General features: G+C 45.4%; 17 protein-coding genes. 5 read left to right on the top strand and 12 right to left on the bottom strand.

Translation table 11 applies throughout. From position 1 onward, the window contains the following. Positions 1-366: 366 nt before the first annotated feature. Entirely contained in the window at positions 367-1,194 is an 828-nt protein-coding gene (locus ACMCM8_RS12775; RefSeq protein WP_412722999.1) for a polyphosphate kinase 2 family protein, read from the bottom strand. A gap of 132 nt (positions 1,195-1,326) precedes the next feature. Here ACMCM8_RS12775 and ACMCM8_RS12770 point away from each other — a divergent pair, with 132 nt between their 5' ends. The 3 genes from ACMCM8_RS12770 (at position 1,327) to ACMCM8_RS12760 (ending at position 3,301) form a co-directional block, all read left to right on the top strand. Continuing rightward, complete coding sequence (locus ACMCM8_RS12770) at positions 1,327-2,106, top strand: hypothetical protein (RefSeq protein WP_412722998.1); 780 nt, start codon at positions 1,327-1,329, stop codon at positions 2,104-2,106. Between the two features lie 146 nt (positions 2,107-2,252). Continuing rightward, entirely contained in the window at positions 2,253-2,597 is a 345-nt protein-coding gene (gene erpA / locus ACMCM8_RS12765) for an iron-sulfur cluster insertion protein ErpA (protein ID WP_412722997.1), read from the top strand. Between the two features lie 131 nt (positions 2,598-2,728). Continuing rightward, positions 2,729-3,301, top strand: coding sequence for a glutathione S-transferase family protein (locus ACMCM8_RS12760; RefSeq protein ID WP_412722996.1), 573 nt, complete (start codon positions 2,729-2,731; stop codon positions 3,299-3,301). A 99-nt stretch (positions 3,302-3,400) separates the two neighbouring features. On the opposite strand, the gene ACMCM8_RS12755 is transcribed toward ACMCM8_RS12760, so the two are convergent. Next, positions 3,401-4,387, bottom strand: coding sequence for a D-2-hydroxyacid dehydrogenase (locus tag ACMCM8_RS12755; RefSeq protein ID WP_412722995.1), 987 nt, complete (start codon positions 4,385-4,387; stop codon positions 3,401-3,403). A 161-nt stretch (positions 4,388-4,548) separates the two neighbouring features. On the opposite strand from ACMCM8_RS12755, the gene ACMCM8_RS12750 reads away from it, so the two are divergent. After that, positions 4,549-6,381 carry a trans-sulfuration enzyme family protein gene (locus ACMCM8_RS12750; RefSeq protein ID WP_412722994.1) on the top strand — a complete coding sequence of 611 codons (1,833 nt, stop codon included), beginning with the start codon at positions 4,549-4,551 and terminating at the stop codon, positions 6,379-6,381. A 162-nt stretch (positions 6,382-6,543) separates the two neighbouring features. On the opposite strand, the gene ACMCM8_RS12745 is transcribed toward ACMCM8_RS12750, so the two are convergent. After that, the gene (locus ACMCM8_RS12745) at positions 6,544-7,746 is read right to left on the bottom strand and encodes an anhydro-N-acetylmuramic acid kinase (protein WP_412722993.1); all 1,203 of its coding nucleotides are present in this window, start codon (positions 7,744-7,746) and stop codon (positions 6,544-6,546) included. A gap of 7 nt (positions 7,747-7,753) precedes the next feature. Continuing rightward, positions 7,754-9,079 (bottom strand): OapA family protein, encoded by a 1,326-nt coding sequence (locus ACMCM8_RS12740; protein WP_412722992.1) that lies wholly within the window; start codon positions 9,077-9,079, stop codon positions 7,754-7,756. Positions 9,080-9,382: 303 nt separating this feature from the next. Between ACMCM8_RS12740 and tyrS the strand changes: the two genes are divergently transcribed. Beyond that, entirely contained in the window at positions 9,383-10,582 is a 1,200-nt protein-coding gene (gene tyrS, locus ACMCM8_RS12735; RefSeq protein WP_412722991.1) for a tyrosine--tRNA ligase, read from the top strand. Between the two features lie 115 nt (positions 10,583-10,697). Here the strand turns inward: tyrS and ACMCM8_RS12730 are convergent, their stop codons facing one another. The 8 genes from ACMCM8_RS12730 to ACMCM8_RS12695 all read right to left on the bottom strand — a co-directional run bounded on the left by ACMCM8_RS12730 (position 10,698) and on the right by ACMCM8_RS12695 (position 16,980). Next, a complete protein-coding gene (locus tag ACMCM8_RS12730; RefSeq protein WP_412722990.1) occupies positions 10,698-12,035 on the bottom strand; it encodes an NAD(P)/FAD-dependent oxidoreductase in 1,338 nt (445 codons plus the stop codon). Between the two features lie 17 nt (positions 12,036-12,052). After that, entirely contained in the window at positions 12,053-12,643 is a 591-nt protein-coding gene (locus tag ACMCM8_RS12725; RefSeq protein ID WP_412722989.1) for a GNAT family N-acetyltransferase, read from the bottom strand. A 10-nt stretch (positions 12,644-12,653) separates the two neighbouring features. Continuing rightward, positions 12,654-13,052 (bottom strand): DUF2721 domain-containing protein, encoded by a 399-nt coding sequence (locus ACMCM8_RS12720; RefSeq protein WP_412722988.1) that lies wholly within the window; start codon positions 13,050-13,052, stop codon positions 12,654-12,656. Between the two features lie 130 nt (positions 13,053-13,182). Beyond that, positions 13,183-13,587 (bottom strand): rhodanese-like domain-containing protein, encoded by a 405-nt coding sequence (locus tag ACMCM8_RS12715; RefSeq protein ID WP_412722987.1) that lies wholly within the window; start codon positions 13,585-13,587, stop codon positions 13,183-13,185. Positions 13,588-13,646: 59 nt separating this feature from the next. Beyond that, a complete protein-coding gene (locus ACMCM8_RS12710) occupies positions 13,647-14,522 on the bottom strand; it encodes a cobalamin-binding protein (protein WP_412722986.1) in 876 nt (291 codons plus the stop codon). 63 nt (positions 14,523-14,585) lie between these two features. Next, positions 14,586-15,530 carry a cobalamin biosynthesis protein gene (locus tag ACMCM8_RS12705; RefSeq protein ID WP_412722985.1) on the bottom strand — a complete coding sequence of 315 codons (945 nt, stop codon included), beginning with the start codon at positions 15,528-15,530 and terminating at the stop codon, positions 14,586-14,588. Continuing rightward, complete coding sequence (locus tag ACMCM8_RS12700; protein ID WP_412722984.1) at positions 15,531-16,232, bottom strand: 5'-methylthioadenosine/adenosylhomocysteine nucleosidase; 702 nt, start codon at positions 16,230-16,232, stop codon at positions 15,531-15,533. Between the two features lie 160 nt (positions 16,233-16,392). Next, the gene (locus tag ACMCM8_RS12695; protein WP_412722983.1) at positions 16,393-16,980 is read right to left on the bottom strand and encodes a DUF2726 domain-containing protein; all 588 of its coding nucleotides are present in this window, start codon (positions 16,978-16,980) and stop codon (positions 16,393-16,395) included. Positions 16,981-17,003 lie beyond the last annotated feature (23 nt).

The following is a 17,003-nucleotide window of genomic DNA, read 5'->3' as shown; positions in this document are numbered from 1 at the left end:
GCAATGCTCTTTCCCTGCCACGTGAGGAAGTGGTTGATACTCACTTACTGTGACTTTTTCACGAGGCGGCGAGGGCTAACGATGTACTGCAAGGTCAATCATGGGCACTCACAATGTTTTTATTGTGATATATCTATAATTTCTGACTTTTACGCCTTCTGCTAGCCTGAAAATCGTTCGGAGCAAATTAATAATGGCCCGCGAGGGACAAACGGTTCGAAGGGGGCGACAACGTCATGTTATCCAAGTGTAATAGTTTGATTTGGGATCTACTAATAAGGTTGCAACTAATTTGTTAGCAATTGTGACTGTGTTATTACTCACATCAAGGACTTATTAGCAAAACAATGCCTTACACAGAGATTATTATGACTTCAACAGGGATTCGTTGATATCGAGCTGACGGGATGCCAGGGCGATAAGCTTTTCATCAAGCGGAGGGGGAGTAATATTAACGCCGTGGCTTAATTTCTCGATAATTGTGTCAAGAACATCGATTCTCGCTTGCCACTTATATTCTCCATTAATAATAGTCCAGGGCGCGTAGTCCGTGTTGGTCATCTTAAACATCTCATTGACGGCTTTTATATATTCTCCTCGCTGGCGGCGGTTGTGAAGGTCTTCTTCCGTGAGTTTCCAGCGTTTAAACGGATTGTGTAATCGCTCTTCAAACCGTTCACGCTGCTCCTTAGAGGAGATGTGCATAAACAGCTTCACAATGCGGATCCCACTATCGTTAAGCGTCCTCTCAAAGTCGTTAATCTCCTGATAACCGCGCTGCCATTGCGCTTTCACAATGAGATTGTCTACGCGCTCGACCAGCACACGCCCATAGTGTGAACGATCAAATATTGCCAGTGTGCCTGGAGCAGGAATATGTTGCCAGAACCGATAAAGAAAGTGTTTTTCCTGTTCATCGGTTCGGGGTTTGCCAACGGGCATTACACTGACTCCTCTGGGATCGAGTTTTTCGGTTACCCGTCGGATCGCGCCACCTTTTCCAGAGGCATCCCAACCTTCAAAAATAATCAAGGCGCGCTTTTTTTGATGGTAATAGGATTGTTGTACGTGAAATAGTTGCTCCTGACGAGCAAGTAGTGCTGCCTTATAACTCTCTTTGTCGGTAAAGCGAGAAGCGGGAAACTGTTCATACAGTACTAATGAAGCGGAGGTATTTTTTTCTGAACTTGTCATAGTCACGCTTTTGGTTCCCGTAAAAAGATGATTATTTCACTATCGTCGGTTTGTATAACTAACAGGCAAAGTTAGCGGTTTTGAAAAGAGCGTCTAGACTTAGCTGTCAAATTAAGCTAACAGGACTACAGCATGAATTTCAATGTTTATTCATTGGCGATAGTAATGGCTGCCCTTTCTACCTCTGTTTCCGCTTCTTTGTGGAGTATCAACGAACTTCATATTCAGCAGGGCAACTTGATCCAGCCTTTTACACAAGATGCCGGTACGAAAGAGGAGACCCTGATATTTACGTTTCAACATGCCAGTGGTTGGGAATACGGACAACACTTTTTGTTTGTTGACTATGCCAGTGCGGGTAATGAAGACACGCTTTACGCAGAGTGGTATCCCACTTTGAGTGCCAGTACTTTCCTTGCAACACCTTTAAGCAATGATTGGATTAAAGATATCAGCCTGGTGATGGGGTTTAATATGGCACCTGAGTCCGATGTGCTTAAATACCTACCCGGTATACAACTTCAATTTGATGTAGAGGGTTTCCATTTTCTCAATTTGACGCTTACGGCGTATATTGATGATAGCGAAGGTCTCGCAGAAGGCGGTGCGCCAAAGCACGGCGATAGCTGGATGGTAGATGTAGCCTGGCGTTATGCACTTCCCCTTCAATCTCAGCAATTTTATATAGAAGGTCATATGGAGTATATCGACGAAAGGGCGTCAGAAATTGCCGGAGTGAGAGTTGAATCCTGGCTATTAGCACAGGTACAAGTGCGTTGGGATGTGGGAAAAGCCTTGTTTGACGTTAACGATAGAGTGTATGTGGGCGTTGAATATCAGTACTGGAATAATAAACTTGGCACTCAACAGGACGAAAATACTCTACAGGCGCTTGGAGTATGGCGCTTCTAAAGAATAGACGCCAGACTGTCCAACAATAACCTCAGCTAACGCTTGTTTCGTTAAGTTTTGCCCCAATAGTTGATGGAAATACTCAAGTATTAGATAATTGCACTTAAGCTTGTGCAATTGCGCACAGTAATCGATAAGAGGTGGGTATGTCTGTAGAAACGGCGTTGCCAATTGAGTTTTCTGACGCGGCAGCAGCGAAAGTTAAAGCCCTTGTTACAGAAGAAGAAAATCCTGATTTAAAACTGCGTGTTTACGTAACAGGTGGTGGGTGTTCTGGCTTTCAATACGGTTTCACATTTGATGAAAAGGTAAATGAAGGCGATATGACCATCGAGAAAGACAGTGTTACGCTAGTCGTCGATCCTATGAGTTTACAGTACCTTGTGGGGGGCGTGGTGGACTATGTAGATGGCCTGGAAGGTTCTCGCTTCTTGGTGGAAAACCCGAATGCAACCACTACCTGTGGCTGCGGTTCAAGTTTTAGTGTTTAAAACGTCTACATCATAACGACAGGCATACACCTCAGTATACCTGTCGGTAACCCCATTTTAACGCTTCCCTTTACGCGAAAAATCCGGCTACACTGTTTCCATAGATTTCCAGCAACTTCAAGAAGGTGCCTATGAAACTGTATGGCTCAACCACGTCTCCCTATGTTCGACGCATTCGAATTGTTTTATCGTCTACTGAACACACCTTTTTAAATTTACAAATTTTTTCTGGTGAAGATCGCGAACTATTAGCATCTCGTAACCCAACGTTGAAAGTGCCGTGCTTGGAAGATGACGGTCAAATGCTTTTTGACTCTCGCATTATATACAGCTACCTGGCTGATAAATTAGATCACGACGGGTTGACATGGGAAGAAGAGAATCAGTTAACTTTGATTGATGCCGCCAATGATTCTTTTGTGCAGTTAATGTTACTCAAGCGGTCAGAGTTTGATATCAATCAGGATAAAATGTATTTCCGGCTTCAAAATGAGCGCATTGAAGCGGTATTGTCAGCACTGGCTGAACAGATTGATGCGGGCGGGTTTAGTGGCTGGACTTATCCTGAGATATGCCTTTATACCATGGTGGATTGGGTACTGTTTAGAGAACTTCACGACATGAAAGCCTACCCCCAGTTACTCGACTTTCATGAAAGACATCATCACAGAATAGAAGTCACGGCTACCGATCCTCGCAGCTGAGTACGTGACTAGACTAGGGCCTGTTGACCTTTGCTATGTAATTCTTTAGTGCTCTACGTGCCGTCAAGGCAAGGCGAATGTTTGAAGGTCTAGTAAGCGCTAATAGCCCTTCTCGAAATCGAGTCGATAGTGCAAAGGGCGACCCAAGATAAATTGCATTGCGTTATCCAAAAATACGGTAGCCACATCTGAAGGCTGCGACTCTGCAGCAGTGTGACAGGTTACCGACACCCTTGGATGGTGCCAAAAAGGATGAGCCGATCCCAGAGGCTCTTGTCTAAATACATCTAACACAGCGTGCTTAAAACACTGCTCGTTCAGACATGTTAGAAGTGCTTCTTCGTTTATTGCGCTGCCTCGTCCCGCATTAATAAAAACACTGTAAGGCTTAAGCGCGCGGAAGAAATCATAAGAGAGCAGATTCTGCGTGGCGGGCGTTTCTGGCATTAAATTCACCACGTGATCTGAGCGCTGAGCAAACTCAACAAGCGTCTCTGCTGTATACATTTTTTCTGTACCTGAAACCGATCTGCCGCTTCTACTGAGTCCAATCACTTTCATGCCAAATGCATGGGCAACAGGGATCAGCGCTTCGCCAATGTTGCCAAGCCCAGTAATTCCAAGCGTTTGCCCATCTAACGGAAATCGGGGTATGGTTTTCCAGAAAGGCGGGCTGGCCCGTTGATTGGTACTGAAGTCGCTGACACTGCGTGCGTGTTGCAGCAAATAGGCAAACACATATTCTCGCATCAGTTTGCCAAACACCCCCTTGAGTCCCGTGAGCAGGTAATCCGTTTTGGCTAAATTCAATAAGGGAGCATTCCCTGCCCATGTGGACTGAATCCAACGCAGAGTATGACAATCCAAAACGATTTCAGCGGCGAGATCTGGATCTGCTAATAGTACCTGTGTGTTAGCGGTATCCACAGCTTTGGGGGAAGACGTTACTAACGCTATGTGGATTAATGGCATGCCATTGTCCAAACGGCAATCGCCGTTTTCGTCCATCTTTTGGTGTATGGCTTGCGCAATATCTTCTGCTTCATCGCTTAAAATAGTGACGCTGATCCCCTTTGAACTCGCCATATTCACTTGCCTTCGACCGCTAAAGTAAACATTTCTTTCCTCTTTCTCACAGTGCTTTCGCACATCGAGTTGTTCTAAATTTGTTAATTAAGATTTACATTTTTGTAAGTAGATAGAAGTAATACCAAAGAGTGTTGGTATCAAAAGTTAACGGAACCACTATGCAGTCAAATTCTCATTCTCTTCATTCATCGAGTCGCGATGGTCAAGCTACTGATAATCAGATTAAACACGCCAGCGTGCTATCGCCTAAACGCAATACTACTCAAGCCACTACAGTTGAAGCCTTAGTCGACGAGCAGTTGGCACATTTTGGTATAGATGCCGATAGCCATTATGGCAAAGCGCTGGCGCAAACTGCACACCATTTGTATGGTGCGCAGTCAAGCGTAATGCAACTGTGGGAAATTACCAGTAATACATTACAAGGGCTTGATAAAGAAGACAGGGTGGCGTATTTCAATGCCAAAAAGTTTCTTTCTTTTCAAATCGCCAAAATTCTCGATACGCTACAAAATCCATTTCGAGCTACGTATCAAAGTCTTTCCTCAGGCAATGGCTCTCAAGGTCATTACCCCTTATTTGACAACGTGACGGCCTTATTCTCTGCCACACCTGTTGTGGTGCGCACGGCTACCTACGTATACGCCTGTACTGAATGGGTTGATGACGCTTTCCAAGGCAAAGAGTTTACTCACCAAATTTATTCTCGGTTGTTAAACCCTACCAATATTTCACTGGCGAATGCCATTGTCGATTTAGAAGCTGGGCCTTACGCTGCCGATTATCTTGCGTGGAACTTCAATTCGGGGATGGCAGCAATTGATGCCTGTCTTTCCAATGTGTTGAGTCACGGGGACGTTCTGATTGTATCCCGCAATGTTTACGGCGGGGTTTACCAATTACTTCACGATTACTTCGCTCGAAGCAATCGCATGGATATTCAAATTGCATGGTTTGATGGGTACGACGCACAAAGCTTTGCGCAATTTATGCATCAAACACAGCAAACGTATGCTTCCCGTCTGTCTGACGGCGCGAAATTGCACGTATACCTGGAATCGCCCTGTAACCCTCACGGCTATGTACTGGATGTGCCGGGGATCTGCGAAATTGCTCATCAACAGGACGCACTGGTTATGCTTGATTCGACATTAGCCACACCGGTACTTCATCAGCCGCTACAGCACATCAATAAGGCGGCCAGACCTGATTACGTGATACACAGCTATACCAAAGATCTTTGTGGGAGTGGTGCCACCACCGCAGGTGTGGTGATTGGTGAAGGTCATCGTATGTTTCAGCCTAAAGGTAGCAGTGTTAACGGTGTGGATTGGTCACAAACCATGTTCTGGGACGTGTACTACATAAAAGGCGCGTTTTTGGATTCTGAGAAAGCCTTCGACGTCTTAAATGGAATGAAAACCCTTGAACAGCGAATGATGACCAAAGTGATCAATACGCAAGTGTTTACCGAATTTCTCAATGCACACGACTACATTCGGGTGAATTGTCATGCGCTGCCTGAACACAGTAATGCGGGTTTAAGAGAAAAACAACACACCCACGGCTGGCCGTGTACGCTATTCACGGTTGATATGGCCCCAGCCCAACTTCCCAGAGACGTGTTTACCCGATTCTTTGATGCGTTAGAGCCAGCGTTTAGTCATCAAGTCAGTATAGGGCAAAACAACACCATTATTCTGTGTCCGGCGCTCACTTCACATTCTGAGTTAAGTACCGACGAGCAAAAGAAAGCGGGCATTGAACTGACCACCATGCGAATTGCCATGGGCACCGATAACGTTAAACAACTGATTGCCCATTTTATGTTGGCAGCCAAGCATTTTATTGAACCCTATGCGCCGGGTTTTTGCGATAAGTTTATGGCAAACGATGCCATCGACTCACTGTATTTGAAAACCAGTGAACGCATATGTGCTCAGCACTTCTCTAGTAAAGCCAGCATGGCAAGCTTGATGAGTAGCCAGTAAGTCAATCGGCGATGTGATTCAAGGAATTGAATGGCGTGGCCGATAGTATGTTTGAAGATGTTCTCCTTCTCCCGGGCCTATCCATACGCGGGCTCGGGATTTTTTATACCTAAGCCCACCTGCAGGGGGATTAGGTAAGTGATGTTAACGCATCTTTGCGTATCACCCTTTTTTGTATAGACCACCTAACACCGCTGCTTTAGATGCGCCTGTCACCTCAGGTACATTGGCTGGGATATCATTCATATAAGCGTAGGCTAGCCAGGCAAAAGCGGCGCCTTCCACATGTTGGGGGTGGATATTCAGAACATGGCAGTCACAGACGTCTACGTCCGTTAACTTGTCCCGCAACCTCGTCATTAAAGTTTGGTTAAATGCTCCACCACCGCAGACAATGACTTCACTGGGCTCGCCATATTCATTTTGCGCACAGAAGTAACGCTTTAGATCTTGTGCAATGGTCGTGGCGGTCAGCATTAACAGCGTTGCCTGAATGTCCTGTGGCGCAATATGAGGCGTTGGTGTTTCAAGCCCTGTGTGTGCTAATGAAGGGAAAAACTGACCTAGTGCATTACTGAGCCAATCAATATTGAAATATTCTCGTCCGGTACTTTTGGGGGGCGGCAATGAAAAGTACGGATCCTGAATAAGTAGGGTGAGTAACTCTTCATGAACTTCACCTGATGCAGCCCACTGGCCATTTTCATCAAAGCTTTTATTCAAGTGAAGGGAAATCCACTTGTCCATTAAGGTATTTCCTGGACCCGTATCAAAACCTTTCGGCGGCGAATGCAGGTAGGTTGGGGATAACAGCGAAACGTTTGCGATACCGCCAATGTTAACCAGTGCACGGTATTTTTGTGGGTGGGCAAAAACCGCATTGTGGTAGGCGGGAACCAGCGGGGCGCCTTGTCCACCTAAGGCAATATCTTTTCTTCTGAAATCCGCTATCACGTCAATCCCGGTAAGTACCGCGATGGTATTGGGATCGCCGATTTGACATGTGAAGCCGCGCACCGCTGCACTGCTGAAATGTACCGATAGGACATCGCTATTAGGGTGATGGCGAACGGTTTGACCATGTGAGCCTATGGCAGTAATGTCGTGTGGCGAAAGGGACGCCTTGGCTAATAAACCCAGCGCAGCATCAGCAAAGGTTTCTGCTACGCGTCTGTCAGCGATGGCGAGCGTGTTTAGCTCGTCTGGGCCTTCAATACACAGTGCGTTTAAGGTAAGTAAAAGATCATGGGGATAGGGAACGGAATGCGCAGCTAAGGTAATGCAAGAGTGCGGCGTAATGTCGCATAGGACGGCGTCTACGCCGTCCATGCTGGTGCCTGACATCAGGCCAATGTATTTTGCCATAAAGCGGCTATTTCATCGCAAGCATAATGCGCTTGTTATTATCTAGCTGTTCTTGACGTATTGCGGCAATTTCCATGAATCTTTCTTTCTCTTCCTTAGCAATGGGAAGCGCTTTGGGTAGCTCTACCGTACGCGGATTTCTGTGTACACCGTCAACTAGAAACTCGTAGTGAAGGTGAGCACCAGTTACCATACCTGTACTTCCCAAATAGCCTACAGTCTGGCCTTGTTTTACCGTGTCACCCACTTTAACTGTACGCTTTTTGAAGTGTAAATACTTGGTCGTGTATTTTTCCCCATGTTGGATGAACACATGGTGGCCGTTGTATTTATCATAAGCTGACTTAACCACTTTGCCATCGCCTGCCGCCATCACAGGTGTGCCTACCGCTGCCACGTAATCTGTACCTCTATGGGCTTTCCAACGCTTTTGTACTGGGTGAAAGCGGGCTTTAGTAAAGTTCGAGCTGACATACCTGAAATTAACTGGTGCACGCAAGAAACTCTTGCGCATACTGCGGCCATCAGGCGTGTAGTACGTACCGTCTTCATGCAAAATAGCACTGAACTTTTCACCTTGGTTAGTGAATTCAGCGGCCACAATGTCGCCATAGCCTACGAATTCACCGTCAATGTATTGCTCTTCAAAAACCACGTTGAAAGTGTCGCCAGAGCGGATTTCCATGGCGAAGTCAATATCCCAACCAAAGATGCCTGCCAGATTCATTATCTGATTGCTGGTTAGCCCGGCGTCAACCGCCGCATTCCAAAAGCTCGATTCTATTTCACCTTGCGCGAAGTTATAGCGGATATCAACATCGCGTTTTTCCAAATCTGCTGTCAGCGCGCCATTCTCATCACCTGACATTGGGCGCACGAATAGAGTCTCTGTGGAAGAGAGCTTGTACTTGAGTTCGCCAAAACTGCCGTCACTCTTAGCCTTAAACGACAATTCATCACCCGGCAGCAAGGTCACTAGCGTTTTTGATAATTCACCTGCCTGAGTCACGTTGTAAACGTCGCGTGAGCTAAATCCCGCCCGCTTAAACAACTTAGCCAGTGTGTCACCACTGCGTACTTTATAGGTTTGCCAGTTTGACTCTTCTTCACCTGTAAACACGTTAGACGACGGCGCGATATGCAGCTCCACAGGATAACGGACACCCGCATCCAGTGTATAGGCTTCTTGATGACGACTTGCTTCTACTGGCTCAGAAGGTAATAGAATTAGTCCACCCAGAAACAAGCTAGCAACAGCTAATCCCGTTCTGTGCTGTTTCGGTAATTTTTTGAATAAATTGAGCGCCTTTGAGGCGTCTAATTTCTGTCTCATATTACTGCCCACCTGAGATGTGTTATGTGTACAACACGGATCCACATACGTTGCTTTACGTGCAACTTTTCTCATTATAATGTTAGCGCAAATTGTTGAGGCTAAGTCAGCCTGTTTCCAGCTTTTCTTGGTACGTTCTAATGTTAGCCAGACTTCAAGTAGATAATTCAAAATACCTATTCGATTATGCGACTTGACTGTTTGTAATCCGGTTTTTGACGCGTAAACCTTTTAATGGTTCCCTTGTACGCGTAAAATGCCGCCAAAATTTAATTTAGTCTTATCAAAGAGTGTGACTTAGAAATGAAAGATTGGCAAACAGCGTTGGCTGAGATTAAACGGGGTGTTGACGAAATTCTCCCCGAAGAGGATTTAATTGAAAAACTAAAATCCGGTAAAACCCTGACTATTAAGGCGGGTTTTGATCCAACGGCGCCTGATCTACATCTTGGTCACACAGTACTTATTAATAAGTTGCGAACCTTCCAGCAACTTGGCCATAAGGTGATTTTTCTTATTGGTGATTTCACCGGCCTTATTGGTGATCCTACAGGTAAAAACGTAACACGCAAGCCCCTGAGTAAAGAACAGGTACTGGAAAACGCAAAAACCTATCAAGAGCAAGTATTTAAGATTTTAGATAAAGATCAAACTGAAATACGTTTTAACTCTGAATGGATGGATAAGCTGGGCGCGGCGGGCATGATTAAGCTCGCGGCAAGCCAAACCGTTGCCCGAATGTTAGAACGGGATGACTTTAAAAAGCGTTACACCAATGGCCAGCCTATCGCTATTCACGAGTTTCTTTATCCACTGGTTCAAGGCTGGGACTCGGTTGCACTGAAAGCTGATGTAGAACTTGGTGGTACCGATCAACGCTTTAACCTGCTAATGGGCCGAGAGCTTCAGAAAGAGCAGGGGCAAACCCAACAATCGATTGTAATGGTACCGCTGCTAGAAGGCTTGGACGGTGTTCAAAAGATGTCTAAGTCACTTAACAACTATATCGGCATTACAGATGCACCTAACGATATGTTTGGTAAGGTGATGTCGATTTCTGATGATTTGATGTGGCGTTATTATGACCTACTCAGCTTCCGCCCTCTGGAAGAAATAGCAGATCTTAAAACCCGTGTGGCAAATGGCGAAAACCCACGGGACATAAAGATCATGCTTGCCAAAGAAATTATTGCACGCTTCCACGATGAAGCGGCTGCAGAAGGCGCACATCAGGATTTTATTCAGCGTTTCCAGAAAAACGCCATTCCTGATGATATGCCTGAGCTTGAAATTGCGCTTAGCGATGAAGGTATTGCCATTGGTAACTTACTAAAAGAGGCTAATTTAGTAGGTTCAACATCAGATGCTATGCGCATGATTAAACAAGGTGCGGTGAAAATCAACGGCGATAAAGTGGAAGACACGCGTTTGGTTATCACTGAAAAAGGTGAAAATGTTTATCAGGTTGGTAAGCGAAAGTTTGCGCGTATCACCTTGGCGTAATGCCTTTTTTATATCAGTTGAAAGCCCGTGTTAACCGCGGGCTTTTTTGTACTTACACCTTTAACAGGTCTAAGATTAGTTTGTCGCTATTGTAAACTAAGTTCGCGATAACCGATTACCTTTCAGCTACTTTTGCCCACTGATACAAGCCGCGCAATGCTAGCCGCCTAAAGCTGGCAAAAGGGTAAGAAGGTAATGGCGATTGGTAAAGGGGCAGAGAAAGATTTATTTCGCTGTCATCGAGCATTCGTTGCGCAAGACGCATACCTGCGAAAGCGGCAAAGGATACCCCAGAGCCACAGTAGCCCATGGCATAACCCATGCGAGAGGCATTGTTCTGCTTTTCTTCGACAAATATGCGCGGCATATTGTCCAGAGAAACACTTACCCAACCACTCCAAAAATAGTCCATTGTGATACCTTCCAGCGCGGGGAAACTTTTCAGCATCGCGCGGTAGAGTCGTTGCCTTTCTTGTGGCTTATCGGCATGTTGGCCAGTGACGGCGCCCCGTCCCCCAAACAGCAATCGCCCGTCGGGTAACACACGATAATAATACTTCATCATACGGGTATCCATGAAGCTCATTGGGCCATTCAATCCTGTAGCGTTTTTTTGTTGCTCACTCATAGGCGAGGTGACAAAAATACTGGATTGCACGGGAAACTGTTTGTTATCGACGAGTTTATTGAAGTGTTTTGGGGTATAAGCATTACTGGCTAGCAGTACATGCTTCGCGTTAATCACACCGGTAGGCGTAGTGACAACAAAGCCACTGGGGTGTTTTTCAATGTTTAATGCCGGCGTATGGTAATACAAGGTTGCTCCAAGCATTTGCGCTACTCTTGCGTACTCATCGGCTAATTTTAAGGGATGAAGACAGGCGCCCTTGACTTCGACCCCACCAAAAACGCCTTTAATTGCGAATTTGTTTTCAATTTCCTGCTTACTTAGCAGTGTACTAGGGTCTTTAAACCGGGTCGCAAGCGCAGTGGCATTGCTATGTAAAACACCAGCCTGTTTGGCAGTGTGAGCTAATTTAAAATAAGGTCCATCAGCCAAGTCGACCTGCATGTCGTATTGTTGAATTCGAGACTTTAGCAAGTTCACTGCACCGTCAAATTCTTTTTTCATGCTGTCTGCGATATCACAGCCCCATTTAGCTTCAATAGCGTTTAAGGACATTCGACCACTGCCGGATAAAATGAACCCGCCATTGCGACCTGCGCATCCAAATCCCAATGCATTTGCGTCAATGAGAACCGGCGCTTTGCCCGCTTCTGCTAACGTCATGGCGGCAGATAACCCAGTATAGCCCCCCCCGACAATAAGATATTCAGTAGTAATATTGTGTGTTAACGAGGATGGGCTTTGACATTGATAAGTACCGTGCCAGTAGCTTTTGGGCAAAGACAGATTTGGCATCACCCGTTGTGAAATAAGTGGATCGTACATGTAAAGCGCCTAATAAATTAAAAACGAAGCAGCATTTCTGCTCCTTCACACTCACAATATCCTTCACACACAGGACAATCGTAGTTCTCGTGAATAGAGGCATAGCGCCATTTATTAGGGTGCTTTTTAATGAGTTCACCACCATTTTTGGCAAAGTATTTAAATGCACTGTTACCTGGGCTGGCAAGCCAGATGTGAGCAAGTCCTGCTACTGCACCCTGCGCCTTTGCTTGGGTGATAGATTTTTCAAGTAAGATGCTGCCAATCCCAAGCCCCTGCATGGCTGGAGATACGGTATTGCATTTGAAATAACACACTTTGTTTTTATCGACGGGCCACATGTCAGGCGAGCACCATTTATCGGTTTGCCATTGGCTATGGGCAAAAGTCAGCCTAAAACCCACTACCTGATCATCTGTACCTGACAGCGCCACCCAACTGGCATTGATGCCATCGTGAAAGCTTTGGGTATAATATTGAGTAATCAAATCTAACGTCAGGTAATTATCACCGTGGACTTGGTTACCAAGGGTGACGATACCTTCAAAGTACTCAGGCGCAAGCGGCGCATAATGCACATCAGATTTGGTCGAGGAAATGCTTTTCATAGGTAAAAACTTATTTCTTTTTATTATGGGCCTGTTTCATACCGTCAAGGTGCACGTCTAAGGCTTCGACAGATATGAGGATTTCTCTAACCGACATCCACAACGAGTAAAGCAGTGATACTAAACTTGCTGCAAATACCCAATTACCTACCTGTTGGTAAGTGAGATAAATTGCAAGCATAGAAACAACGCAGAGGAAAAAGCTACCTACCCCAGCAATCTGCATACGCTTGATAAGCTGTATGCGTAGACGTAAGTTTTTGATTTGCGCCAGGGTGTTGTCATCGCGTTCTTCTTTAGAGAAGTTTCTAATAATAGTGGCTAAGGTTAAGAAGCGGTTGGTATAAGCCAATAGCAATAATGAAATGGCTGGGAATAACATAGCGGGAGTGGCGATATCTATTTTCATTAGCAATATTGACCTGTAATACAGAGGGAAAGTCTATCACATAAGGTACGATTAACATACGAATTCACCAATGTGGAAGTAGCAAATTCTCAACGTAATTACGTCCTCAGGGTAACGACGACTATGCTATTTACCTACGCTCTAGCGGTAACCCAGCTTCACTCCAGCCCTCCACATCACCTTCGAGATGCATCACGTCAGGAAAGTTTAGATCGGCTAAAACCTTCATCGCAATTCGTGCGCGGCGGCCAGAACGACAATAAATGATAATGGGTTTACCTTTATGTGTATCTAATTCAGCGAGATAGTGATCGATTTCATCAAAAGGAATATTCATCGCGCCAGGTATATGACCTTGTGCAAACTCTTCTGTAGAGCGAACATCGAGTAGTAACCATTCCTTATTGGCTACTCGCTCAACCACATGGGGTGATGGCGCCACTGAGGTTTGTGAATTAGCGTTAGCTGAATGCGGTATCGAGATAGACATAACAATGCCAGCAATGGCAAACATCATTGGTAAAGCAATTTTCATCAGTAACCTAAAATCATCACGGGTTTAAATGGGAATGTGCTCGAGTATAGTCTTATCAATCAATTGTTGATACCTTTACAAAGCACGTTTAGCTCACTGATGAGTCTTAACGAAAAGCGACTGGTAATGTCAGGGTTTACCGCCACCAATGGTGCCTTAATATATGGGCGATGGGGGGCCCAGAAATTTTCTAATTCGTTAGTACTTTGGTGACTGGCGGCCACTATCACATCGGGTTGTCGAATCAGTACTTCTTTTACTGATACTTGCGGATAATCCACCGGGCTGTCGTCAAACAGGGTTTTAGCGCCACACACACTAAGCAATTTATTGGCCCATGCATTTGGCCCTACCGTCATGAGTGGTGAAGACCAGGTGTAGTAGAAAACCGGTCTGGGTTTCTCACTGCGGTACTTGTTTTTCAGATCACCAAGTTGGGCGAGAAAGTGAGTAGCAAGTTGCGAGGCTAAATGGCTTGTTCCAGTGCGCTCTCCCAATTGCAACAGTGCCTTTGGGATATCAGAAATGTGAGTGATTTTAGTACTAAATACGTTCAGACCCATGGCAGTCAGTTTCTGCACGTCTTGAGGTTTATTTCCTCCCTCCCACGCTAGAACGAGATCTGGCTCTAGTGCTACGATAGCGGCAATGTCTGCGCCTTGGTAATCTGCCACTCTGGGAAGTGATTGGGCAGCTGCGGGGTAATCACTATAATCACTTACCCCAAGTAGGTTATTACCCAAACCTAAACTGAATACCCACTCTGTTAAATGGGGGGCGAGGCTGACGATGGTGATGCCTTTATCTACTATCGATGAGTCATGTTGTTCGGACTGAGCAATGATGCTGTGGCTTTTTTCTTCTACATCGTCAATGTGAGCCATGATGGAATGACAAAATAACAAGCCAAGGCATAAAAAATAGCGTTTTTTCACGGTGTTTATCTTGTGTATTGTGAACAGTGATAATTGAAGGATCCCGACGCTTGCCAAGTAGGATCAGTGGGTTCCTTGAAACAGCAGACATAATGATGCTACTACTGCCACCACTATCATGGCATAGATTATCGTAGAGCGCGCGACTAACATGTGAGAGTATTTCACTTCATTTCTGCCTCCCACTCGAGGGTAGCGGTATTTTTTGTTCGCGTATATCGCGGGCCCACCTAGTTTAATATTTAACACGCCACCCAATAAGGCCAATAACAGCGAAGTACCATCCTTCACTGGTGAGTTTTTGACAGCCTTGATCCCTTTGATAGGATGACTGACTATCAGGGTAATAACACTCCCTAGTAGGGCCGGTGGGATCACCAGTATCGATACGACTTTGCGAACTGGCATGGCAAAATAGTACATGCCTTTGGCGCGATAATGCCACTGCCAGGAGGTCAGCAATAACAGGCGATAAATTAAGGCGCCTATCGGTCCTGCAATAACGAAATAAACGATAACACCGCAATATAAATAGAGAAATTTAAGCCATAACGCTTCAATGGCGGCCTTTGCGATACCAACGTCTGTCAGCGTATCACACTGTCTGGCGGTCATAATGGCCACCATTTCCCTTGAAAGGGACTTCTTATTCCGTCCAATACTGTTGAGAACTTTGTTGTATTGTTGACGCTGGAAGCCAAAATCTAACAGAACTACCATGATTACCGCTTCAAAAAAAACGGGGTATTCAGCCATATACACTAATAGTGTCAGGCACACGACAAGGGGAGATAGCAGCACTAAGGCCGCTAAGGTACCAGATATGTAGTGTTGAGTAGGTCCGTATTCGGCAGAAGGTAGCACTTTACGGCCCATTTGACGCAGTAGATAGCGCATGAATGTGAGCGGGTGTGTGCGTTGTGGCCATCGCCAGATAGCATCTACGGCAATAGCCAGCCAAAGAACCAGTAGCGGTTGATAATCAATACCGCTAGTTAATAAGTCCATCTATTTTGCAAGTTTATTTATCATTGCCATTACAAGTTCTGCAGAGTGCTTCGCTGCGGTATCAAGGTACTCTTTAAAACTGACTGAAGAGGTTTTTCCGGCGATGTCAGACAAGGAGCGAATAACTAGAAATGGCGTACCCAATAAATGGCAAGTCTGCCCAATGGCTGCGCCTTCCATTTCAACCGCTTTCATATCGGGAAAATTCTTGCGCAATTCTGCTACGGCATCATCACTTCCAATAAACGCATCGCCCGTGCAAATTAAGCCAGTGGTAGATTGTAGTGATGCTATTTCAGCCGCGGCTTGTTTAGCGGTATTGATAAGCACGTCGTCACAGCTGTATTGCTCTGGCATGCCCGCACATTGACCAAGTTTGTAGCCAAAGTGAGTGAGATCGACATCATGGTGAATGACATGACTGGCAATCACTAAATCACCAATGCTTAGGTTCTGGTCAAATCCCCCTGCTGAGCCTGTATTAACCACAGCGTCCGGCGCATATTGTTCTATTAGTACCGCGGTGGCAATAGCGGCTGCTACTTTGCCGATACCACATTTAACCAACACTACTTCAATGCCATTTAAGTGGCCAACATAAAACGTCAGGTGTTTCCATTGAGTTTCTTGAAGATCGTGTAGTGAGGCTTTAAGCAATGCAACTTCTTCGTCCATTGCCCCTAAAATTCCAATTCTTTTCATAATAATACCAACATGATAAAGGGGAGTGCGATGACGTAATAACGTCACTCTATAACGCAATTGTATAAGGATTAGGGGAAAACTGACAGAAAAATGCCTTTGTTACCGCTATTTGAGAGTAAGAAAATAGCAAAGCAACAAAGGCTAGGGGAAGTAGAGATTAAGCGGCGGCCGGTCTGCTTGAACGAAGAGGGCGAGTGGGTCGCTTTGTGGGCTCTGGATTATGTGTAGGTAACTGTGCCATTTTTTGCTGTAAGCGTCGGTATGGGAGTAACTTGTTCTCTAGGCACTCTCGTATCTCGTCAACGCTATAGCCAGACTTTACTTTAATACGCGCGTGAGGCAGGCCCGCTGCATCCAATGCACCACTTACAAACCAATCTTTTTGGGTTTTATAGCCTTCTTTGCCTTGATTGTGCACGAGGTCGATAGCCAACACAGGGCTCATATCTGTTTTGTCCACCAGCACGAAGTCTAACTGACGAGTAGAGGCACGACTTAACGCCTGACTGGCGGTTTTTTTATTTGCAGAGTGACGCACGGCAACTAAGTCGTTCAATCGCACGCGACAGATAATTCGAAATTCTTTACCCATCGCTTGTTCGATTAAATTTAAAAAGGAATGCTCAACTGGGGTAAATAATTGCGTTTTTCTGCGAAAAGGAAATGCAACACCACCATCCGACAATTTTATGGCACCCAGTGCGACAACAATAAGTAACATCATCAAAATAATTGCCAATTCCATCGTTATCCTCACAAATAGTCAGT

It is taken from the genome of Alteromonas sp. D210916BOD_24 (assembly GCF_047159385.1).
In the GTDB taxonomy this organism is placed as follows: Bacteria; Pseudomonadota; Gammaproteobacteria; order Enterobacterales; family Alteromonadaceae; genus Alteromonas.
Note: the sequence above shows the minus strand (reverse complement) of the source record. Positions and strands in the feature narration are given on the sequence as shown.

Excerpts from the sequence above, each read along its gene's own strand:
- ACMCM8_RS12750 (WP_412722994.1), top strand. The coding sequence starts at position 4,549 with ATGCAGTCAAATTCTCATTCTCTTCATTCATCGAGTCGCGATGGTCAA.
- ACMCM8_RS12755 (WP_412722995.1), bottom strand. The coding sequence starts at position 4,387 with ATGGCGAGTTCAAAGGGGATCAGCGTCACTATTTTAAGCGATGAAGCA.
- erpA (WP_412722997.1), top strand. The coding sequence starts at position 2,253 with ATGTCTGTAGAAACGGCGTTGCCAATTGAGTTTTCTGACGCGGCAGCA.
- ACMCM8_RS12695 (WP_412722983.1), bottom strand. The coding sequence starts at position 16,980 with ATGGAATTGGCAATTATTTTGATGATGTTACTTATTGTTGTCGCACTG.
- ACMCM8_RS12720 (WP_412722988.1), bottom strand. The coding sequence starts at position 13,052 with ATGAAAATAGATATCGCCACTCCCGCTATGTTATTCCCAGCCATTTCA.
- ACMCM8_RS12760 (WP_412722996.1), top strand. The coding sequence starts at position 2,729 with ATGAAACTGTATGGCTCAACCACGTCTCCCTATGTTCGACGCATTCGA.
- ACMCM8_RS12770 (WP_412722998.1), top strand. The coding sequence starts at position 1,327 with ATGAATTTCAATGTTTATTCATTGGCGATAGTAATGGCTGCCCTTTCT.
- ACMCM8_RS12725 (WP_412722989.1), bottom strand. The coding sequence starts at position 12,643 with ATGAAAAGCATTTCCTCGACCAAATCTGATGTGCATTATGCGCCGCTT.
- tyrS (WP_412722991.1), top strand. The coding sequence starts at position 9,383 with ATGAAAGATTGGCAAACAGCGTTGGCTGAGATTAAACGGGGTGTTGAC.
- ACMCM8_RS12700 (WP_412722984.1), bottom strand. The coding sequence starts at position 16,232 with ATGAAAAGAATTGGAATTTTAGGGGCAATGGACGAAGAAGTTGCATTG.
- ACMCM8_RS12775 (WP_412722999.1), bottom strand. The coding sequence starts at position 1,194 with ATGACAAGTTCAGAAAAAAATACCTCCGCTTCATTAGTACTGTATGAA.
- ACMCM8_RS12745 (WP_412722993.1), bottom strand. The coding sequence starts at position 7,746 with ATGGCAAAATACATTGGCCTGATGTCAGGCACCAGCATGGACGGCGTA.
- ACMCM8_RS12715 (WP_412722987.1), bottom strand. The coding sequence starts at position 13,587 with ATGAAAATTGCTTTACCAATGATGTTTGCCATTGCTGGCATTGTTATG.
- ACMCM8_RS12705 (WP_412722985.1), bottom strand. The coding sequence starts at position 15,530 with ATGGACTTATTAACTAGCGGTATTGATTATCAACCGCTACTGGTTCTT.
- ACMCM8_RS12730 (WP_412722990.1), bottom strand. The coding sequence starts at position 12,035 with ATGTACGATCCACTTATTTCACAACGGGTGATGCCAAATCTGTCTTTG.
- ACMCM8_RS12740 (WP_412722992.1), bottom strand. The coding sequence starts at position 9,079 with ATGAGACAGAAATTAGACGCCTCAAAGGCGCTCAATTTATTCAAAAAA.